Raw genomic sequence first — 20,336 nt, forward strand, 5'->3', positions numbered from 1 at the left:
GGTCGTGACGACCGGGGCCCCTGTGCTCAGCTGACGACCGGCCAGCCGGCCGAGTCCCAGCCCAGCCGGTTGATGCCGAGCCGGGAGTCACCCGCGTCGGTGTAGTAGTGGTAGAAGAGGATCGACCCGTCACTGTCGGTCAGGGTCGCGGAGTGGCCGGGTCCGTGGATGGACCCGTGGCCGGCGAGGATCTGCGTGCCGCCACCGCTGGTCATCGCGGTGCCGTTGCGGTCCACGTAGGGACCGGTGACGGACGTCGACCGCCCGACCATGATCCGGTAGGTGCTCTGCGCGCCCTTGCAGCAGTTGTCGAACGACGCGAAGAGGTAGTAGTACCCGCCCCGGTAGTAGATGTCCGGTGCCTCGATGCCGCTGCCGTTGCGCGATGCGATCGACGTCATCGAGGTCCCCGACCGCAGGCCGGTCGACGGGTTGATCGCGATGACCTTCAGCCCGGACCACCACGACCCGAAGCTCAGGTACCACCTGCCCTGCTGGTCGACGACGAGGTCCGGGTCGATCGCGTTGTAGTTGCTGGAGCCGGTGGTGCTCACCACCTTGCCGCGGTCGGTCCACGTGCCGGGGTTCCCGCTCGGGCTGGTGGCCAGGAAGATCGCCGAGTTCATGCTCCCGAACGTCGACGCCGAGTAGTACAGGTAGTACTGGCCGTTCAGGTAGGACAGGTCCGGCGCCCACAGGTCACCGGTGGTGTAGCTCGACGTCCACGGGGTGCCGTTCGGGAACGCCGCACCGACGTCGGTCCAGGACGTGCGGTCCGACGACGTCTTCAGCGGGATGCCGCGGCCCGTCGTCGCGACCAGGTACGACCCGTCGGGACGCTTGACGACGGTCGGGTCGTGCGCCCAGGTCGCGCCGGTGATGGTGCCGGGGCCCGGATAGGTGGGGGCCGGGCTGGTGGACGCTGACCAGCGCTGGTTGGCGCCGCCGTTGCAGGTCCAGAGCGCGACCGGGGTGCCGTTCGCGGTGCGTGAGCCGGTCACGTCGACGCACAGCCTCGACTGCTGGTGGACCAGCGAGCCGTTGGACCCCCACGCGAAGCGCTGGTTGGCGCCGCCTGTGCAGCTCCACGAGATGAGCTTGGTGCCGGGGGTCGTGCCCCAGTCGAGGGCGTCGAGGCAGCGGGTGCCGTCGAACGTGCGCAGCTCACCGGCCGACGTGAGCGTCCAGCCCTGACCGGCGACCCCGTTGCAGTCCCAGATCTGGATGCCGGCGCCCGGCGTGGAGCTGTTGCCGTTGACGTCCAGACACCGTCCCGACTGCGCGGACACCAGCGGTGGTGCGGCGGCCTGAGCGGCCGGTGCGAGGGCCGTGATCGTCACCCCGGCCACCAAGGTCGCGGCCGCCGCGAGCGCGGCGAACCTCCGGGGTCTGCGGGTTCGTGCTGGGCTCATGGTGGTTCCTCCGTGACGTCGTCGTGACGGCTCGTCCCCCGGGAGCGCGGCGCACCCGCTCGGACGCACGGCACCGTCGCGGCACCGTGTGAGCGCTAACATCGCGCCCCACGAGCGCCACGGCAAGGTCTGAAGCGGTTAGGCGGACCGACCTGGGGTAGCGCTTACCCGTCGGGACCGCCGGAGCAGGACGATCGTCCCCACCGCGAGAGGTGCGTTGACCAGTCCCGGGGCGCCCACCCAGAACGAGCCCGTGACGAACGCGTACCCACCCCACAGGGCCGCGTTCACGACGAGGAGCACCTGGGACGTGATCGAGACGCCACCGAGCCGCCCCCCGTCGCGACGGTGCCGCCACACGCGCGCGGCCTGCGGCCACCAGAGCACGAACGACACCGCCGACGCGAGGAACCCGATGCCCTCGGTGAGCAGGACGGAGGTCGGCATCGACTCACCACCCCCTGCGGACGACCGGCTTCGGGTAGCCACCGTCGCGCCGGGCGCGGGCGACTCGCCTCGGGGGAGCCACCCCAAGCCCGTCGGCCCGCCCCCTGGGGTCAGACCACGCAGAACTCGTTGCCCTCAGGGTCTGCCAGCACGACGTGGTCGAGCCCGTCAGGCCCGGGGTGCTCGGCAAGCACGGTCGCACCCGCCGCGGTCAGCCGCTCGACCGCGGCGCCGATCAGGGCCTCGCGCTCCACCTGTGGCACCGACCGCCCCCCGGACACCCGCAGGTCGAGGTGCACCCGGTTCTTCGTGACCTTCCCCTCGGGGACCTTGAGGAAGGACAGCGACGGGAGCACCCCGGCGGGGTCCGCGAGGTAGGCGCCGTCGTCCAGCTCGTCGTCGGGCACCTCGTGGTGGCGCGCCCAGGCGTCCCACGTCGCGAACCCGTCGGGCGGGGGTGGCGTGACGTACCCGAGCGCGGGACCCCAGAACCCGGCCATGACCGCGGGGCTCGTACAGTCGAACGTCACGCTCCACATGGTCAGTCGAGTCCTTCCGCCGCCTCGGACTGCTCGATCGTGGCGAGCCAGTCGCGCTTGGTCGCGCGCCAGTCCTCGTCGTCGGCGCCCAGCCGCCAGTAGCCGGACACCGACAGCTGGTCGCGGGTGATCCCGCGGTCGACGCGCACGTGCCGGCGCAGCTCACGCACCACCCCCGCCTCACCGTGCACGAACGCGCTGACCGGCGCGGGCAGGTCGGGGAGGGCCGTGACGGTGTCGACGAGCGCGAGACCGGCGACCGAGAAGCCCTGGTGCACCCACACCACGTGCATCCCGGCGGGGGAGGCCAGCGGGATCTCGTCCTCGGGGCCGTGCACCTCGATGACCGCGTGCCCGGCAGCGTCCGCGGGGAGCCGCTCGAGGGCGACCGCGATCGCGGGCAGCGCGCTGGCGTCCCCGGCGAACAGGTACGACGCCGCGGCGGGGTCGGGGGACCACGCGCCGCCGGGGCCGACCAGGAGGACCTCGTCGCCGGGCTGCGCGGACGCCGACCACGGTCCGGCGATCCCCTCGTCACCGTGCACGACGAAGTCGAGCGTGAGCTCACGTGCGACCGGGTCCCAGGCTCGCACGGTGTACGACCGCTGGCGAGGCTGCTGGTCGGGCGGGAGGCTCGCGCGCACCGCGTCCAGGTCGAGCCGGCCGTCCTCGCGCAGCGGCCGGTCGGTGCCGGTGGGCAGGAAGACGACCTTGACGTACGAGTCCGCGTGCGGGGACGGCTCGAACGCGGCCAGGCCCGGGCCGCCGACCACGACGCGGACCATCGTCTCGGCGAGGCGTTCCGTCCGGACCACCTCCCCGACGAGCGGTGCGGGGCGGGGCCGGGCCGGTGCGTCGGTCATCGAGATCCTTCGTCGGGAGGGGAGATCCTGCGGCGGCCCACGCTAGCCGAGCGGGTCCCGGCCCGTGCTCCGCGCGGCGGGCGTGTGACGCAGGACGCGTCCCGGGACGGGAACGCCCCGGGTTTCACGCGCGTTCTCGCACGTGGACGCGGTTCCGCGTCACCTGTTGCACAAGTACGCGGACCCCGCCGGAGGATCCATGTCTCGCCTCGCCCGCCTCTCGCTGGCCAACCGCTCGGTCGTCGCCCTGCTGACGATCGCCATCGCCGTGTTCGGCTGGATCAGTCTGGGGTCGCTCAAGCAGGAGCTCATCCCGTCGCTGCAGATCCCGACGGCGGTCGTCGTCGCGGTGGACCCGGGGTCGTCGCCGCAGCTGGTCGAGCAGCAGGTCACGGTGCCCGTCGAGCAGGCAGTGCGCGCCGTCGACGGGGTCGAGGACGTCACCTCGACGTCCTCCACCGGGCTGTCGACGACGACCGTCGAGCTGACCTACGGCGGCGACCTCGACGCGTCCGCGCAGGCGCTGCAGCAGGCCGTCGACCGCGTGCGGAGCTCGCTGCCCACCGGCGTCGAGCCCACCGTCTTCACGGGCTCCCTCGACGACTTCCCCGTGGTCCAGCTCGCCATCTCCGGCGGCTCCGGTACGGACGACGCCGAGCTGGCGACGCTCGTGCAGGACACCGTGGTGCCGCGCTTCGAGCAGATCGAGGGCGTCCGGGACGTGACGGTGACCGGGGTCGCCGACGACGCCGTGACCGTCACGCTGGACCTGCCCGCGCTGGCGGGCGCGGGCCTCTCGCCGGCGGCCGTCGGGACGATCCTGCAGGACAACGGCGTCGTCCTGCCCACCGGCACGGTCGACGAGGGCGACACCACGCTGTCCGTCCAGGTGGGCAGCGAGCTGTCCTCGGTCGAGGACCTCGAGTCGCTCCCGCTGGTCGGCGCGTCGGTCCCGGTCACCCTCGGTGACGTCGCGGACGTCACCGTCGCCCCCGTGACCGCCACGTCGTTCTCCCGCCTCGACGGCGAGCCCGCACTGGCGGTCGCCCTCACCAAGACGCCCGACGGCAACACCGTGGAGGTCTCGCACGGCGCGCAGGACGCGGTCGCGGACCTGGAGGAGCAGCTGGGCGACGACGTGCAGGTCGCGGTCGTGTTCGACCAGGCGCCGTTCATCGAGGAGTCCATCCACGGCCTGGCCACCGAGGGCGCGCTCGGCCTGGTGTTCGCGGTGCTCGTGATCCTGCTGTTCCTCGGCTCCGTCCGCTCGACCCTCGTCTCCGCCATCTCGATCCCGCTGTCGCTGCTGGTCACGTTCGTCGGCCTGAACGTCGGCGGCTACTCGCTGAACATCCTCACGCTCGGCGCGCTGACCATCGCGATCGGCCGGGTCGTCGACGACTCGATCGTCGTGATCGAGAACATCAAGCGGCACCTGTCCTACGGCGAGGCCAAGACGACGGCCATCCTCACGGCGGTGCGCGAGGTCGCCGGGGCGATCACCGCGTCCACGGTCACCACGGTCGCCGTGTTCCTGCCGATCGCGCTCGTCGGCGGCATGGTCGGGGAGCTGTTCCGGCCGTTCGCGATCACGGTCGCGATCGCCATGACCGCGTCGCTGTTCGTCGCCCTGACGATCGTGCCCGTCCTGGCCTACTGGTTCATCAAGGCGTCCGCCGAGGACGACGAGTCGGCCCGCGAGGCCGCCGAGGAGAAGGAGCGCACCGGGTTCCTGCAGCGCGGCTACCTCGCCACGCTGCGCCCGGCGCTGCGGCACCCCGTCCTCACGCTCGGTGCGGCGTTCCTGATCTTCGTCGGCACCCTCGCGCTGGTGCCGCGGCTCGAGACCAACTTCCTGGGCGACTCCGGCCAGGACACGCTCACGGTGACCGAGACGTTCGCGCCCGGCACCTCGCTCGACGCGCAGGACGCCTCGGCCCGGCAGGTCGAGCAGGCGCTCCTGGCCGTCGACGGGGTCACCACCGTCCAGACGACCGTCGGCTCGTCGGGCGGACCCGAGGCCGCGTTCACGGGAGGCTCCGGCACGCCGCGGGCCACGTTCGCGCTCACGCTCGACGGCGACGCCGACCCGGAGGTCGTCCAGGAGGACGTCCGCGACGCGACCGCCGAGCTCGGGGACGTGACCGTCGCCGGCGGCGGTGCCGCGTTCGGCAGCTCGACCGTCGACGTCGTCGTGCGCTCGGACGACCCCGACCAGCTCACCGACCTCGCCGCGCAGGTGCAGACCCTCGTCGAGGGCGTCGACGGCACCTCCGACGTCACCAACAACCTCGCGGCGGCCCAGCCGACCGTGCAGGTGGTCGTCGACCGCGCGGCCGCGGCGGCGGTCGGGCTCACCGAGACGCAGGTGGCCGGCACGGTCGCCGCCGTCATGAGCCCGCGCCCGGTCGGCACCGTCGACCTGGGCGGGGGACCGCTCGACGTGACGATCCGGGCGACCGCGGGCCCGACGACGCTCGACGAGCTGCGCGCGGTGGTGCTGCCGACGGCCACCGGCCTGGTCCCGCTGGCGCAGGTGGCCAGCATCGACGAGGTCGACGTCCCGACGTCCGTCACGCGGGTCGACGGAGAGCGGTCCGCGACGATCTCCGCGACGCCGACCGGCCAGGACCTCGGGGCGCTCACCACCGCCCTGCAGGCCGACCTCGACGACCTCGACGTCCCCGCCGGCGCGAGCGTCGAGATCGGCGGTGTCGCCACCGACCAGCAGGACGCGTTCGCGGACCTGGGTCTGGCGCTGCTGATCGCGATCGCGATCGTCTACCTGGTGATGGTGGCGACGTTCCGCTCGCTGCTCCAGCCGGTGATCCTGCTGGTCTCCGTGCCGTTCGCCGCGACCGGCGCGCTCCTCGCGCTGCTGCTCACCGGCACCCCGCTGGGCGTCCCGGCGCTGATCGGCGTGCTCATGCTGGTCGGCATCGTGGTCACCAACGCGATCGTGCTCATCGACCTGGTCAACCAGTACCGCCGGGCGGGCAGGCCGCTGGCCGAGGCCGTGACCGAGGGCGCTCGCAAGCGCCTGCGGCCGATCCTCATGACGGCCCTCGCGACGATCTTCGCGCTCCTGCCGATGGCATTCGGGCTCACGGGTGGCGGGGTGTTCATCTCGAAGCCGCTCGCGATCGTCGTCATCGGCGGCCTGGTCACGTCGACGCTGCTCACGCTCGTCCTCGTGCCTGTGCTCTACACCCTGGCCGAGAAGGCGAAGGCTCGCGGCCGGACGGTCTGAGCACGACGAAGGGGGCGGTCCGCACGCGGACCGCCCCCTTCGCTGTGCGTCAGGTCAGGCGTCGCGCTTCTTCAGCAGCACGGCGGCCACACCGAGAACCACGACGACCCACAGGACCAGGACGCCGTAGCCCTCCCAGGCGCTCAGGTCCGCACCGACGTCCGAGAACGACGCCGCGAACTCGAGCTGTTCGTCCGTCTGCGTGACCTGCTGACCGGCGAGACCGGGCAGGAAGGGCGCCATCAGGGTCAGCGGCTTCCACGGGATCGACGTGAAGAGGATCGGCGCGACGAGCAGGAGGCCGAGCACGGTCGCGATGGCCGCGGCCGAGTGGCGCATGAGCGCACCCAGGGCGAACGCGAAGAGCGCGATCGTGGCGAGGTACACCGCGGTCCCGACGAGCGGCCGGATCATGTCCGGGTCGCCGAGGTCGACCGAGAGGCCCTGGCTGTCGAAGAAGAGCGCCTGCAGGCCCGTCCCTGCGGCGACGGCGACGATGCTCGCCCCGAAGACCGCGATGATCAGCACGATCGCCTTGGACCACAGGACCGGGAGGCGCTTGGGTACGGCCGTCAGGCTCGAGCGGATCATCCCGGTCGTGTACTCGCTCGTGATGGTCAGGGCACCGAGGACGGCCAGAGCCAGCTGGCCGAGGGTCACGGCGAAGCTCAGCGGCGCCAGCGCGTCGGTCGCGTCGGGCGGACCACCCTGCTCGGGACCGGGAGCGTTGACGTACGCCAGGCTGATCAGCACGACCAGGCCGACGGTCGCCAGCAGGAAGATGCCGAGCGTCCAGATGGTCGAGCGGACCGACCAGAACTTGATCCACTCGCCGCGCAGCAGGTGGCCGAAGCTGAGCTTGTGACCCGACAACGGGGCGTCGGTGCGGTGGGGGGCGGTGGCGACGGCGGCGCTCATCGGGCGTCCTCTCCGGTGGGTGCAGCAGCGGCGTGCGCGGCGGCCGGACGTGGTTCGGCGCCCGGGATCTCGGCCGAGTGGTACTCGACCGACTCGGACGTCAGGGACATGTAGGCGTCCTCGAGGGAGCCCTGCAGCGGCGTGAGCTCGTGCAGGACGATGCCCGACGCGGCGGCGATCTCGCCGACCTCGACGGCCGTCGCCCCGTGCACCTCGAGCAGACCGTCCTCGGCGGGGGTCACGGTCACGGCGGGACCGGCCAGGCGTGCGGCCAGGTCCGTGGCCTGCGGCGACCGGACGCGCACGGTGGCGCGGGTGGCCTCGGAGATCACGGTGTCGACCGGGCCGTCGGCGATGATCTTGCCGCGCCCGATGACGATCAGGTGGTCCGCCGTCACGGCCATCTCGCTCATCAGGTGCGAGGACAGGAAGACCGTGCGGCCCTCGGACGCGGCCAGGTACTTGACCAGGTTGCGCACCCAGAGGACACCCTCGGGGTCGAGCCCGTTGACCGGCTCGTCGAGGATCAGCGTCTGCGGGTCGCCGACGAGGGCGGCCGCGATGCCGAGGCGCTGCCCCATGCCGAGCGAGAAGCCGCCGACCCGCCGCTTGGCGACGGTGTCGAGGCCGGTCATCGAGATGACCTCGTTGACGCGCTTGTTGCCGATGCCGTGCGTCGCGGCGATGGCGCGCAGGTGGTTGCGGGCGCTGCGGCCCGTGTGGACCGCCTTCGCCTCGAGCAGCGCGCCGACCTCCGTGAGCGGGGAGCGGTGCTCGGCGTAGGGGCGGCCGTTGACGGTGACGGTGCCGTGCGTCGGGCGGTCGAGCCCGACGATCATGCGCATCGTGGTGGACTTGCCGGCACCGTTGGGGCCCAGGAAGCCGGTGACCCGGCCGGGCTGCACGGTGAACGAGATACCGTCCACCGCCGTCTTGGTGCCGTATCTCTTCGTGAGGTCGTGGGCCTCGATCATCACTTTTCCTCGTCAGTCGGAAATTGGGGCCGTGACGACCCTAGGGGTGCCCGGCAAGCCCATACATCGGACCAAGGGGGGATCCGCCCCCGCCGAAAGGCCGAGGCGGGCGAGACCTGGGAACGAACGCGCCCCCGTCGACGTTCGTTACGCTGACAGCCTCGTCTGACAGCGCCCGATCCGTCCAGGAGGACGCCATGGCCAATCCCATCTTCAACAACAGTCCGGTCTTCCAGGATCCCGTGCAGCGCAAGGGTCAGAAGTCGACCGTCTCCTACGGCACCGCCGGTGCCCAGGTGGCCGACGCCGCCACCCTCGACCAGATGTACGACGCCCCCGCCGCCACCACGCGCGAGACGGGCCGGCTGACGTACGACGACGTCATCATGAAGACCGCCGGCCTGCTGGCCGTGCTGGTCGTGACCGGTGCAGCCACCTGGGTGCTCGCGCCCGGTCTGTGGATCTTCGGCGCGATCGTCGGCCTCGTGCTCGGCCTGGTCAACGCGTTCAAGAAGCAGCCGAGCCCGCCGCTGATCCTCCTCTACGCCGCGGCGCAGGGCGTGTTCCTCGGTGGCCTCAGCGCCTGGTACGAGTCGTTCTACGAGGGCATCGTCGGCCAGGCCGTCCTCGCGACGCTCTCGGTGTTCGCGGTCTCGCTGTTCCTCTTCAAGTCCGGCAAGGTCCGGGTCACGCCGAAGTTCCAGCGGATCCTGCTCGTCGCGATGGTCGGGTACCTCGCGTACTCCCTCATCAACATCGTGCTGATGCTGTTCGGCGTCGGTGGCGGCGATTACGGCCCCATGCGCTCCGGCACCCTCGGCGTGGTCGTGGGTCTCTTCGCGGTCGGCCTGGCCGCGGCGATGCTGATCGTCGACTTCGACTCCATCAAGCGCGGTGTCGAGGCCGGTGTCCCGGCCAAGCTCGCGTGGACGGCGGCCTTCGGTCTCGTGGTGACGCTGGTCTGGCTGTACCTGGAGCTGCTGCGGATCTTCGCCATCCTGCGTGGCGACTGACCTCTGACTGCCCCACGTCGGCCCGGGTGCGATGATCGATTCGCACTCGGGCCGACGTGCGTCTGCCCGCCCCGCCACCCATGGGAGCAGATCAGTCGTGAAGTACGCGAAGCACATCTCGGAGCTCGTCGGCGGCACCCCGCTCGTCCAGCTCACGTCCGTGACGGCAGGCCTGACGGCGACGATCCTCGCCAAGGTCGAGTACATGAACCCCGGCGGCTCCGTGAAGGACCGCATCGCCCTGAAGATGATCGAGGCCGCGGAGGCGAGCGGCGAGCTCCTGCCCGGCGGCACGATCGTGGAGCCGACCAGCGGCAACACCGGCGTCGGCCTCGCCCTGGTCGCGCAGCGCAAGGGCTACCGCTGCATCTTCGTGTGCCCCGACAAGGTGAGCCAGGACAAGCGCGACGTGCTGCGCGCCTACGGGGCCGAGGTGGTCGTGACCCCGACCGCGGTCGCGCCGGACCACCCGAACTCGTACTACTCGGTCTCGGACCGGCTGGCCAAGGAGACCCCCGGCGGCTGGAAGCCGAACCAGTACGCCAACGTGAACGGCCCGGCCAGCCACTACGAGACGACCGGCCCGGAGATCTGGGCGGACACCGACGGCCAGGTGACGCACATGGTCGCGGGCGTCGGCACCGGCGGCACGATCACCGGCACCGGCCGCTACCTGCACGACGTGTCCGACGGGCGGGTGGTCGTCATCGGCGCCGACCCCGCCGGCTCGGTGTACTCCGGCGGCGACGGGCGGCCGTACCTCGTCGAGGGCGTCGGCGAGGACTTCTGGCCCACGGCGTACGACCCGACCGTGCCCGACGAGATCATCCCCGTCTCCGACGCCGACTCGTTCGCGATGACGCGACGGCTCGCGCGCGAGGAGGGGCTGCTGGTCGGCGGCTCCTGCGGCATGGCCGTCGAGGCGACCCTGCGCTACGCACGCCGGCTCCAGGAGGAGGACCCCACGGCCGCCGAGAAGGCAGTGATCGTGGTGATCCTCCCCGACAGCGGGCGGGGCTACCTGTCCAAGATCTTCAACGACAAGTGGATGCGGTCGTACGGGTTCCTGGCCGCCGACGAGGGCGCCACGGTGGCCGACGTGCTGCGCACCAAGACCGGCACCCTCCCCGACCTGGTGCACACCCACCCGAACGAGACCGTCCGCGACGCCATCGAGATCCTGCACGAGTACGGCGTCTCGCAGATGCCCGTCGTCGGCGCGGAACCGCCCGTGAAGATCGGCGAGGTGGCCGGCGCGGTCAGCGAGCGCGAGCTGCTCGACGCGGTGTTCTCTGGCGACGCCGAGCTGTCCGACCGCGTGGACCGCCACATGGCCGCGCCACTGCCGCTGATCGGCTCGGGGGAGAGCGTGGAGTCCGCGCGGTCCGCGCTGCAGAAGGCCGACGCCCTCATGGTGGTCGACGACGGGTCGCCCGTCGGGGTGCTCACCCGGCATGATCTGCTCGGGTTCCTCGCCCGCTGACCCCTCCCGGCACAAGGAGCACGATGGCCCTGTTCGACCTTCCCCTGCCCGAGCTCGAGCGTTACCTGCCCGAGCTGGACGAGCCGGCGGACTTCGACGAGTTCTGGTCGTCGACGCTGGCCTCGGCGAGGTCGTACGACCTGGCGCTCTCCGTGCAGCCGGTCGACTCCGGGCTGACCGTCATCGACGCGTTCGACGTGACGTTCGCGGGGTTCGGCGGGCACCCGATCAAGGCGTGGGTGACCCGGCCGGCCGGGGCGGTCGGGGTCCTGCCCGCGGTCGTCGAGCTCATCGGGTACGGCGGCGGGCGCGGGTTCGCGCACGAGCGGCTCGCCTGGGCGGCCGCCGGGTACGTGCACCTCGTCATGGACACGCGCGGGCAGGGCTCCACCTGGGGCAGCGGCGGGCACACGCCCGACCCGGCGGGCTCCGGGCCGGCGTCGCCCGGGGTGATGACGCGCGGGATCCACGACCCGCACGAGCACTACTACCGGCGGCTCGTCACGGACGCGGTCCGCGCGGTCGACGCCGTGCGGGCGCTGCCCGGCGTCGACCCCGCGCGGGTGACCGTCGCGGGGATCAGCCAGGGCGGCGGGCTCGCGCTCGCGGTCGCCGGGCTGGCCGACGGGCTCGCCGCCGTCCTGCCCGACGTACCGTTCCTGTGCCACTACCCGCGTGCGCTGGGGATCACCGACGCGTTCCCGTACGGCGAGCTCGTGCAGTACCTCGCCGTGCACCGCGACCAGGAGGCGACCGTCCTGCGCACGATGTCCTACCTGGACGGCGTGCACTTCGCGCGCCGGGCGTCGGCCCCCGCCCTGTTCTCCGTCGCGCTGCGGGACCAGACGTGCCCGCCGTCCACGGTGTTCGCCGCGTACAACCACTACGCGGGCCTGTCGCCGGCACGCCCGGCGACCGAGATCGAGGTCTACGCGTTCAACCAGCACGAGGGAGGGCAGGCCCACCAGCTCGACCGGCAGCTGCGCTGGTTGCGGTCGTTGCTGGCGCTGGAGGCTGTGCCCGTCAGCTGACCGACAGGCGCTCCAGCCCGCCCACGAGCCCTGCGACGAGGAAGTCGAAGCTCACGTCCACGTCGTCGGGCATGCCGAAGCCGCCGTCGAGCTCGAGCACGACGAACCCGTGCACGGCGGCCCGGACGGCGCGGACGGCGTCGATGCGCCGCTCCGGGGGGACGCCGAGTGCGGTGACGGCGTCTCCGAGCTCGTCGACCACCCGGACGCTCGCGTCGCGGACGGCCTGGGCGTCGGGGTCGTGCACCCAGGCCGCGCCCTGGACAGCGCCGTAGCGCCCGGGGGAGCGTCGCGCCAGGTGCCGGATCGATCGCGCCATGGCGGGGAGGAGCTCGGCGCCGGAGTGCTCCGCCCGCACGGCCCGCAGCGCCATGCCGTACTGCTCGATGCAGACCAAGGCGACCTCGCGCCGCAGCGCGGGCAGCCCGGCGACGTGCTTGTAGAGGCTCGGCACGGCGACGCCCGCGCGCGCCGCGACGGCGGCGAGCGTGAGGTCGGCGAAACCGGTCGACCCACCGTCGTCGACGACTGCGAGGGCCAGGGCGACGACGGCCGCACGGTCGAGGCCCGCCCTAGGCACGGTCGCTCGTGCGGGCTCCGAAGCGGCCGGCGGGGTCGCGCGGCAGGCCGGCCAGGAACGTCAGCGTGGCCGGCACGACGACCGCGGGGGCCTGGTGGTGGGGGTAGTGGCCCGCGTCGGGGACGACGGTGACCTCCGCGCGGAGCGCGTCGCGGATCCACTGGGCCTCCGCTGCGGGGTCGGAGTAGTCCGGGTCCACGGCTCCGACGAACGCGATTGCCGGGGCGCTGACCTCCGCAAGTCGCGCCTCGACCGGCGCGTGGGTGAGCCCGGCCGCGAGGTGACGGAAGGAGCGCAGGTGGGCGGGGTCCTTCATCGCGGCGCGCAGGTCCGCGACGTGCTCGTCGAGCCAGGGTGCCTTGTGGCCACGGTTGAGGTAGCCCTTGTAGTACGACGCCCAGACGGCACCGCCCCACGGGCGGGCGAAGAGCGCCCGCATGAGCTGGTGCATCCCGGCGGCGACGACGGCCGGCATCGCGGGGTCGCGCAGGAACGGGCCGGTGAGGACCAGGCCGGCGACGAGGTCGGGTCGTTCGGCGGCGGCCCACGCTGCGGCGCCCGCGCCCATCGAGTTGCCGACGAGCACCGCGGGGCCGCCGAGGTGCTCGACGAGTGCGAGGGCGTCCTGGCCGGTCATGACGTCGCCGTGCGTCGCGAACGTGGTGTCGGAGTCGCCGTGGCCGCGCAGGTCCGTGACGGCGACGCGGTGGCCGGCGTCGACCAGGGGGCCGACGAGCTCACGCCACGTGCTGCGCACGTCCCCCATGCCGGGGACCAGGACGACCAAGGGACCGTCTGCGGGTCCGTCGAGCGAGTAGGCGATGCGCCCTCCGGGGCGACTGAGGTAGGAGGTCATGACACAAAGCTAATGCCATTAGCCAAGCACGTCAACGCCCAGCGCGGTGGACGCGTCCGAGCGCGCCCGCTCCAGCGGGTGCGCTCGAGCGCTTCGGGTGCGCTCGGGTCGGTTGGGCGTCTGCCGCTCGGGGTTGGCAGGATGGGTGCCGCACTGTCATCCACCGAAGGAGTACGTCATGTCCGCAGCGCTGCCCGAGGTCTCGGGTTCTTTCGGCCAGAAGCCGACGCTGACCTTCCCCGACGCCAGTGCGTCCGGTGAGCTCGAGGTCCTGGTCCTGTCCCGCGGCGACGGCGCCCTCGTCGAGGCCGGTGACGACCTCGAGGTGCACTACCTCGGCCAGGCGTGGCAGGGCGGCATCTTCGACAACTCGTACGACCGCGGGTCCTCCATCAACTTCCCGATCGGCGTCGGCGCCGTCATCGGCGGCTGGGACGAGGGCCTCGTCGGCCAGCAGGTCGGCTCGCGCGTGCTCCTGTCGATCCCGTCGCACCTCGGCTACGGCGACCGCGGCGTGCCGCAGGCAGGCATCAAGGGTGGCGCCACGCTCGTCTTCGTGGTCGACATCGTCGGCACCAGCAGCAGCTGACCTCTCGCGACGGGCCCCTCCACCTCGGTGGAGGGGCCCGTCGCTATCCTCGGCCCGTGGCGGGCGACGAGGTGACCATCGGGGAGTTCGCGCGCCGGTCGGGGCTCTCGCTCAAGGCGCTGCGCCTCTACGACGCCCGCGGGCTCCTGGAGCCGGTGCGGGTCGACCCGGGCAGCGGGTACCGCTACTACGTCCCGGAGCAGCTGGGCCGGGCGCGCACCATCTCGCTGCTGCGGCGCCTGGAGATGCCGTTGGGCGCGATCGCCGACGTGCTGGCCGCACCCGGGCAGGCGGCAGCGATCCGGTCCTGGTGGGACGGGCGCCGCCGCGAGCTGGTCGACCGCGGGCCCGAGCTCGACCTCGTCGTGCAGTCCCTCGGTGAGCCCACCGGCCCCGCCCACCCCGGGCTGTTCGGGGTCGACGACGTCGTGGTCCGGCCGGTGGGGGCGCGGACGGTCGCGTCGGTCCGCCGCCACGTCGCGCAGGAGGACCTCGTCGCCGCGTTCGCGTCGGACGTGCTGGAGCTCCGGACGTTCCTCGACGCCGCCGGCGCGTCGTACGCCACCGAGTTCTGGGTCCTGTTCCACGGTGCGGTCGGGCACGACGGGGACGGCCCGATCGAGACGTGCGTGCCGTACCAGGGGGCGATCGTGCCCGTCGGCTCGATCGTGCTGCGGCAGGAGCCCGCGCAGACGATGGCGTACGTCCCCGTGACCGCAGCGGACTGCAGGTACCCCCGGATCATCGGCGCGTACGTCGCCCTGGAGACCTGGTTCGGCACCGACGGTCGTCGGGCGGCCGGCCCGTCGCGGGAGATCTACCCCGTCCCGTGGTCCGACGAGGGGGTCGTCGCCCACGTCGCGCAGCCGGTCTTGACCCTGCCCCTAGGGCAGGGGCCACGCTGACGCCATGCCCGATCTCGCCGCGTACGCCGCCCACAGCCCGTTCACCGACCCCGGTGCCCACGCCGCACTGCTCGCGGCCGTCGGCACGGACCCCGCCGCGTTGCACCTCGCCGCGTGCAGCACCGTCGTGCACTACCGCGCGGGCGCGGAGCAGCTGGTGCCCGGGCAGGACGCCGACATCGACCTGCGCTGGCTGTCCGACATCCTCGGCGAGGCGCAGGAGCGCCTTGCCGGACCCCTGGACGTCACGCGCCCGACCGCCCAGCAGATCGCGGGCTGCTGCCGCGACCACACGCTGGTCGCGATCGGCGTCCTGCGCGAGCACGGCGTCCCGGCACGCAGCCGCGTCGGGTTCGCCGGGTACTTCCGCGCCGGGTTCCACCACGACCACGTCGTCGCCGAGCGCTGGGACGGGGCCCGCTGGGTGCGGTTCGACGCCGAGCTGGACATGGCCGAGAACTGGTTCGGCTTCGACTCGCACGACATGGCCACCGGGCTCGGGGCGCCCTTCGAGACGGCCGCCGAGGTGTGGCTCGCGCACCGTCGCGACGGTCTGGACGTGTCGACCTACGGCGTCGACCCGTCGATGCCCGAGCTCTGCGGGCCGGAGTTCGTCCGCGCGTACGTGGTCATCGAGCTCGCGCACCGGCAACGCGACGAGCTGCTCCTGTGGGACGTCTGGGGCGACACGCTGCCTGAGACGTCGACGCAGAGCGACGAGCTGGACCGGTTGGCCGACGAGGTCGCGGAGCTGCTCGTCGCCGCGGACGCCGGCTCGTCCGACGCCGAGGCGTCCTTGGAGGAGCGGTACGCGAGCGACCCGCGGCTGCACCCCGGCGGGGGAGTCGTGACGCTCTCGCCGACCGGCCGCGTCGGCGACGCGGACCTCGTCGAGAGGGTCAACCGCTGGCGTTCGTAGCGACAGCAGCGACGCGACGAGCTAGAGGACGTGCCGGTCCAGGAAGTCGTTGCGGAAGACGCCGTCGGGGTCGGTCCGCGCGACGAGGGCCCGGAAGTCGTCCCAGTGCGGGTAGAGGCGGCCCAGGTCGCGGTTCTCGTCGGCGAAGAGCTTGCCCCAGTGCGGGCGGGCGTCGAACGGGGCCAGCGCGGCCTCGATCGTCGGCAGCACCGCCGCCACCTCGGGCTGGCGCGGGAGCCACGTGAAGTGCAGGGCGACGCGGGGACCGCCCTGCGCGCCGGACAGCCACAGGTCGTCGCCGGCCATGGTGCGGACCTCGGTGACCTGCAGCAGCGGTGAGACGAGGTCGCTCAGGGACCGGACCGCCTCCAGCGCGGCGACCGCGTGGGCGCGCGGCACCAGGAACTCCGACTGGAGCTCGTCGCCGTTGCTGGGCGTGAAGTCCATCCGGAAGTGCGGGAGGCGGTCGTGCCACGGTCCGGGCTCGCCCAGCTGTGCGGTGCAGTTCACGGGGTCGATGCCGGGCAGCGGGTGGCGGGGGCCGTCGGCGGGCGTCGTGCCGAACAGGTCCGACCGCAGCGCGTAGCCGGGCGTGACGCGGGTCTTGCGCCAGACCTGCTGGATCGTCTCGCCGGTCCAGTCGGTGAAGAGACTCACGGAGTCGGCGCTGCTCGTGATCTCGTCGAGGTGCTCCAGCGCTGCCGTCCACGGCAGGTCGACGTGGACCTCCTGCGCGACGTCGTAGGTGGGCTCGATGTCCAGGGTCACGCGCGTGACCACCCCGAGCGCGCCGAGCGCGACGACGGACCCGGCGAAGTCGACGTCGCCGCGGCGGACGGTCCGGAGCGTCCCGTCGGGTCCGACGATCTCGAGAGCTGCGACCGCCGCGGAGAGGTTCTGCGACCGATCACCCGAGCCGTGCGTGGCCGTGGCGATCGCGCCCGCCACGGAGATGTGCGGCAGGGACGCCAGGTTGTGCACCGCCCAGCCGGCAGGGTGCAGGTGCTGCGCGAGCGTGCCGTAGCGGGTGCCGCCCGTGACCGTGACGGTCCGCCCCTGCTCGTCGATCTCCGGTGCCGACTCCAGGCCGTCCAGGGCGACCAGCGCCGCGGGGTCGTCGGCGAGGTCGTTGAAGCAGTGCCGGGTGCCCAGCGCGCGGATGCGGGGGGAGCCCGCGACGAGCTCCTGCAGCTCCTCGACGGAGGCCGGGTGGTGCACGACCCCCGCGCGGTAGACGTAGTTGCCGGCCCAGTTGGTCAGAGTCACCGGTCCAACCTACGGCTGTTCCCTGGGGCTGGGCCCCGTCACGAAGATGTCGAACATGCTCGGGTCGTGCGCGTGCACGAGCACCATGAACACGAACAGGTCGAACAGCAGGTGCACCGCCACGACGTACGTCAGCGACGTGGTCCGACGGAAGATCCAGCCCTGGATCAGCGCGAACGGGACGGTCAGCAGCGGCCCCCACTCGCGGTAGCCCAGCTCCCACAGGAACGACACGAACACCGTCGCCTGCAGCAGGTTGGCCAGCCAGAACGGGAAGTGCGGCCGCAGCAGCGCGAGCACCACGCAGATGAAGAACAGCTCGTCCCAGATGCCCACGGCGTTGACCCCGACGAAGAGCCTCGCCACGTCGCCCGTGCCGTCGAGGTCCGGCCAGTTCTGCCACACGCCCGACCCCAGGAAGTACGCGGGCAGGATCAGGTACGCCGCGAACGCCACCGCCACCAAGTACAACGCCTGCCAGCGGTCCCAGCGGCGCCCCGTGCGGACGGGGTAGTGGATCTTGTCGTCGTGGAACACCCGGCTCGAGATGAGCGTCGGGACGATCACGGCCAGGCCCAGCGCGAGCGTGAACTTCAGCATGCCGACGTTCGACAGGTCGGCCTTCAGGGAGATCGTGCTGATGATCACCTGGCCCAGCGCGATGAGGGCGAGGTCCCTGCCGAGGAGCCTGTCGACGACGAGGCCGAGGGCCACGCCGGCGACGAGCGGCACGTAGCCGAGCGGGCGGACGTGGACGGCGAACAGCAGGATCGCGGCGCCGCACACCAACGCGGCAGCGAGGATGCGCAAGGCATCCTGACCCCGCGTCCGATCGACGACCTGGGTGGTGCTCGCGCTGAGCGGGTCTGTCACGGGGGAGCCTCCGGGGGTGTCGAAGCAGCAGTCTGACTGGTCGTCGGCCGCTGGGCGACACTTGCCCCATGGACCTCCCGCGCGTCGCGATCACCTACTGCACGCAGTGCCGCTGGCTCCTGCGGGCCGCGTGGTACCAGCAGGAGCTGCTGACCACCTTCCACCGCGAGCTCGGGGAGGTCGCGCTGCGGCCCGCGACCGGCGGGGTGTTCCAGGTCGAGGTCGACGGTGTCCTGGTGTGGGACAGGTCGGAGCGCGGCGGATTCCCCGATCTGCCCGAGCTCAAGCGGATCGTGCGGGACCTCGTCGCGCCGGACAAGCCACTGGGGCACACGGACCGGGTGGCGGAGGGCTGACACGGGCGAGATGGACGTTCGTGCAGGTGGACCGGGGTCCAGCGCCCGATGGACGACCGTGGACGAGGCCGGTCCGGCGTCGATAAGTTCGCGGCGGACCGGCAGGGAGAGCGACCCGGCCGGTCCGCCACAGACGCTCCCGAGGGCGGCTGGCCGGGAATCACGGGGGACTCCGGCCGGCCCCATGACGGGCGGGTGACCGACAGCGGGGGCTCCTCGGTCACCCGCCCGTACATCTGACGGGCAGCGACGGACGTGCGACGACGCCGGACCGCCACTGATCAGCGACGGCCCGGCGTCGGTCGGACGAGACTCAGGCGCCGGTCGGGCGCGGGCAGGACACGCCGGTTCCGCCCAGGCCGCAGTAGCCGGCGGGGTTCTTGTCGAGGTACTGCTGGTGGTAGCCCTCGGCGTAGTAGAACGTGCCCGCGTCGTCGGCGGACCGGATCTCGGTGGTGATCTCGCCGAAGCCGGACCGCGTCAGCCGCGGCTGGAACTCGTCCCGGGTGCTGCGTGCGGCGAGCTCCTGCTCGGGCGTGGTGGTGTAGATCGCCGACCGGTACGTGGTGCCGACGTCGTTGCCCTGCCGGTACCCCTGCGTCGGGTCGTGCGACTCCCAGAAGGTGCGCAGCAGGTCGCCGGCCGAGACGACGGTGGGGTCGTACGCGATCATCACGATCTCGGTGTGCCCGGTCTGCCCGGTGCACGTCTCCTCGTAGGAGGGGAAAGGCGTGAACCCACCCTGGTAGCCCACGGCGGTCGTGACGACGCCGGGGATCTTCCAGAAGGTGCGCTCGGCGCCCCAGAAACAGCCCATCCCCACGTAGAGCACCTCGGTGCCGTCGGGCCACGGGCCCTGCAGCGGGGTACCGAGGACGGTGTGGGTCGTCGGGACGGTGTACGCGTAGCGCTCGCGTCCGGCCAGGGCCTTCTCGGGGGTCACCATCGTGGTCTTGAGGGCGGAACCGAACAGCCAGTTCATGGTCGTGATCCTCTCCGGGAGCCCGGTTGGTCACCTGGGTCCTCCCGGGATCTGCAACGGTACGCACCCCGTCCGTGTTCCCGCGGAGATGAGGAAGTCTTGACCGAACCGATACCAGGCCAAGAGCGCACCATCACATGACCTGGAGCGCACCTGCGGCTAGTGCGCGCGCGCCCGGTACGCCGTCGGGGACAGGCCGTGGGTCCGCGTGAACTGCCGGGAGAAGTACAGGGCGTCCTCGTACCCGCAGCTCTGCGCGACGGCGGCGACGGGCAGGGACGTGCTGTCGAGGAGCTCCCGGGCGCGGGCCATCCGCAGGTCGCTCTGGTAGCGCAGCGGTGCCACCCCGACCTGCCGGCGGAACAGCCAGCCGAGCTGCGAAGGACTGAGTCCGACCATCGCGGCGAGCGAGTCGACGGAGGTGCGGTGGGGTGTGGTCGCACGCAGGTGCTCGACCGCCCGCTCGACGGGACCGAGCGCCGCCGGGGGGACGTCGCCCGGTCGCGACCACCTGGGCCAGCGCGTTCCAGGCCGCGCCGGACGCGCTCACGAGCCCGCCGGCGGTCCCGGCGTCGAGGGCGTCGACGACCTGGGAGACGAGGGTTGCGATGCCGGCGGGGTCACGCAGGTGCGAGACGGGTCCGCCGGCAGCCTGCTGCGCGGCGCGGACGAGCCCGGCGGCGTCGTGCCCGACGACGTGGAACCACCAGACGGTCCAGGGGTCGTCGTCGGATGCCGCGTACTCGTGCGCGACGGACGCGGGGAGCACCACCGCGTCGCCGCGCCGGACCGCGAACCGTCCCTCGGGGGTGCGGCACCAGCCCTCCCCGTGCGTGCACACCAGGAGGACGTGCTGCCCGGCGCCACCGGGCCGCACCCTCCCGTGCCGTGACGCGTGCGGGAAGAACCCCGCGTCGGTGACGAGAAGACGGTCCGTCACGGGGCGCGCGAGCGCGGCGCGGACGACGGGGGGTGCGAGGACGACCATGCGCTGCCCGGTGAACCCCTCGCGCAGCGCCCCGGGTCCGACGACCGGCGTTTCGTCCATGTCCGGCATCGAATCCCCCATCGTCAGGAGCG

General features: G+C 72.4%; 20 protein-coding genes and 1 pseudogene. 8 read left to right on the plus strand and 13 right to left on the minus strand.

Features of this window, described 5'->3' with window-relative positions:
• Positions 1 to 26: 26 nt before the first annotated feature.
• The 4 genes from ASF78_RS22055 to ASF78_RS13920 form a co-directional block, all read right to left on the minus strand.
• Positions 27 to 1,412 (minus strand): family 43 glycosylhydrolase, encoded by a 1,386-nt coding sequence (locus ASF78_RS22055; RefSeq protein WP_082495056.1) that lies wholly within the window; start codon positions 1,410 to 1,412, stop codon positions 27 to 29.
• A 138-nt stretch (positions 1,413 to 1,550) separates the two neighbouring features.
• Positions 1,551 to 1,859, minus strand: a complete 309-nt coding sequence (locus tag ASF78_RS13910; RefSeq protein ID WP_056590309.1) for a hypothetical protein — start codon at positions 1,857 to 1,859, stop codon at positions 1,551 to 1,553.
• A 110-nt stretch (positions 1,860 to 1,969) separates the two neighbouring features.
• Positions 1,970 to 2,398 (minus strand): VOC family protein, encoded by a 429-nt coding sequence (locus ASF78_RS13915; protein ID WP_056590311.1) that lies wholly within the window; start codon positions 2,396 to 2,398, stop codon positions 1,970 to 1,972.
• 2 nt (positions 2,399 to 2,400) lie between these two features.
• Complete coding sequence (locus ASF78_RS13920; RefSeq protein WP_056590313.1) at positions 2,401 to 3,261, minus strand: siderophore-interacting protein; 861 nt, start codon at positions 3,259 to 3,261, stop codon at positions 2,401 to 2,403.
• Between the two features lie 199 nt (positions 3,262 to 3,460).
• On the opposite strand from ASF78_RS13920, the gene ASF78_RS13925 reads away from it, so the two are divergent.
• Positions 3,461 to 6,511: an efflux RND transporter permease subunit gene (locus tag ASF78_RS13925; protein WP_056590315.1), complete on the plus strand. Its 3,051-nt coding sequence runs from the start codon at positions 3,461 to 3,463 to the stop codon at positions 6,509 to 6,511.
• A gap of 54 nt (positions 6,512 to 6,565) precedes the next feature.
• Here the strand turns inward: ASF78_RS13925 and ASF78_RS13930 are convergent, their stop codons facing one another.
• Both ASF78_RS13930 and ASF78_RS13935 read right to left on the minus strand, forming a co-directional pair.
• Positions 6,566 to 7,429, minus strand: a complete 864-nt coding sequence (locus ASF78_RS13930; RefSeq protein ID WP_056590318.1) for an ABC transporter permease subunit — start codon at positions 7,427 to 7,429, stop codon at positions 6,566 to 6,568.
• Positions 7,426 to 8,403: an ABC transporter ATP-binding protein gene (locus ASF78_RS13935; protein WP_056590320.1), complete on the minus strand. Its 978-nt coding sequence runs from the start codon at positions 8,401 to 8,403 to the stop codon at positions 7,426 to 7,428. Before ASF78_RS13935 ends, ASF78_RS13930 begins: the two co-directional genes overlap by 4 nt.
• Positions 8,404 to 8,600: 197 nt before the next feature.
• Here ASF78_RS13935 and ASF78_RS13940 point away from each other — a divergent pair, with 197 nt between their 5' ends.
• The 3 genes from ASF78_RS13940 (at position 8,601) to ASF78_RS13950 (ending at position 11,930) form a co-directional block, all read left to right on the plus strand.
• Positions 8,601 to 9,416 carry a Bax inhibitor-1/YccA family protein gene (locus ASF78_RS13940; protein WP_056590321.1) on the plus strand — a complete coding sequence of 272 codons (816 nt, stop codon included), beginning with the start codon at positions 8,601 to 8,603 and terminating at the stop codon, positions 9,414 to 9,416.
• A gap of 97 nt (positions 9,417 to 9,513) precedes the next feature.
• Positions 9,514 to 10,899, plus strand: a complete 1,386-nt coding sequence (locus ASF78_RS13945) for a cystathionine beta-synthase (RefSeq protein ID WP_056590323.1) — start codon at positions 9,514 to 9,516, stop codon at positions 10,897 to 10,899.
• Between the two features lie 23 nt (positions 10,900 to 10,922).
• Positions 10,923 to 11,930 (plus strand): acetylxylan esterase, encoded by a 1,008-nt coding sequence (locus ASF78_RS13950; RefSeq protein ID WP_056590326.1) that lies wholly within the window; start codon positions 10,923 to 10,925, stop codon positions 11,928 to 11,930.
• Here the strand turns inward: ASF78_RS13950 and ASF78_RS13955 are convergent.
• Entirely contained in the window at positions 11,923 to 12,510 is a 588-nt protein-coding gene (locus ASF78_RS13955) for a TetR-like C-terminal domain-containing protein (protein ID WP_056590331.1), read from the minus strand. The genes ASF78_RS13950 and ASF78_RS13955 overlap by 8 nt on opposite strands.
• Positions 12,503 to 13,366: an alpha/beta fold hydrolase gene (locus ASF78_RS13960; RefSeq protein ID WP_056590334.1), complete on the minus strand. Its 864-nt coding sequence runs from the start codon at positions 13,364 to 13,366 to the stop codon at positions 12,503 to 12,505. The genes ASF78_RS13955 and ASF78_RS13960 overlap by 8 nt, the downstream gene beginning before the upstream one ends.
• A gap of 178 nt (positions 13,367 to 13,544) precedes the next feature.
• On the opposite strand from ASF78_RS13960, the gene ASF78_RS13965 reads away from it, so the two are divergent.
• Genes ASF78_RS13965 through ASF78_RS13975 form a run of 3 tightly spaced genes read left to right on the plus strand, consistent with a single transcriptional unit; the run spans position 13,545 to position 15,779 of the window.
• Positions 13,545 to 13,955, plus strand: coding sequence for an FKBP-type peptidyl-prolyl cis-trans isomerase (locus tag ASF78_RS13965; protein WP_056590337.1), 411 nt, complete (start codon positions 13,545 to 13,547; stop codon positions 13,953 to 13,955).
• Between the two features lie 56 nt (positions 13,956 to 14,011).
• Entirely contained in the window at positions 14,012 to 14,860 is an 849-nt protein-coding gene (locus ASF78_RS13970; RefSeq protein ID WP_056590340.1) for a MerR family transcriptional regulator, read from the plus strand.
• 4 nt (positions 14,861 to 14,864) lie between these two features.
• A complete protein-coding gene (locus ASF78_RS13975; protein WP_056590343.1) occupies positions 14,865 to 15,779 on the plus strand; it encodes a transglutaminase-like domain-containing protein in 915 nt (304 codons plus the stop codon).
• A 21-nt stretch (positions 15,780 to 15,800) separates the two neighbouring features.
• Here ASF78_RS13975 and ASF78_RS13980 read toward each other — a convergent pair whose 3' ends face one another.
• Both ASF78_RS13980 and ASF78_RS13985 read right to left on the minus strand, forming a co-directional pair.
• A complete protein-coding gene (locus ASF78_RS13980; protein ID WP_056590346.1) occupies positions 15,801 to 17,045 on the minus strand; it encodes a D-arabinono-1,4-lactone oxidase in 1,245 nt (414 codons plus the stop codon).
• Positions 17,046 to 17,054: 9 nt separating this feature from the next.
• The gene (locus tag ASF78_RS13985) at positions 17,055 to 17,855 is read right to left on the minus strand and encodes a CPBP family intramembrane glutamic endopeptidase (RefSeq protein WP_056590945.1); all 801 of its coding nucleotides are present in this window, start codon (positions 17,853 to 17,855) and stop codon (positions 17,055 to 17,057) included.
• Positions 17,856 to 17,986: 131 nt separating this feature from the next.
• On the opposite strand from ASF78_RS13985, the gene ASF78_RS13990 reads away from it, so the two are divergent.
• Positions 17,987 to 18,274: a SelT/SelW/SelH family protein gene (locus ASF78_RS13990; protein ID WP_056590351.1), complete on the plus strand. Its 288-nt coding sequence runs from the start codon at positions 17,987 to 17,989 to the stop codon at positions 18,272 to 18,274.
• A gap of 313 nt (positions 18,275 to 18,587) precedes the next feature.
• Here the strand turns inward: ASF78_RS13990 and msrA are convergent, their stop codons facing one another.
• The 3 genes and pseudogenes from msrA to ASF78_RS23420 all read right to left on the minus strand — a co-directional run.
• Positions 18,588 to 19,256, minus strand: a complete 669-nt coding sequence (gene msrA, locus ASF78_RS13995) for a peptide-methionine (S)-S-oxide reductase MsrA (protein WP_156374171.1) — start codon at positions 19,254 to 19,256, stop codon at positions 18,588 to 18,590.
• Between the two features lie 159 nt (positions 19,257 to 19,415).
• Positions 19,416 to 19,655 (minus strand): helix-turn-helix domain-containing protein, encoded by a 240-nt coding sequence (locus tag ASF78_RS22800; protein ID WP_200940606.1) that lies wholly within the window; start codon positions 19,653 to 19,655, stop codon positions 19,416 to 19,418.
• 232 nt (positions 19,656 to 19,887) lie between these two features.
• A pseudogene (locus ASF78_RS23420) lies at positions 19,888 to 20,325 on the minus strand (AraC family ligand binding domain-containing protein); the annotation flags it as partial.
• Between the last annotated feature and the right edge of the window lie 11 nt (positions 20,326 to 20,336).

This window comes from Cellulomonas sp. Leaf334, from assembly GCF_001424195.1.
Taxonomy (GTDB): domain Bacteria; phylum Actinomycetota; class Actinomycetes; order Actinomycetales; family Cellulomonadaceae; genus Cellulomonas.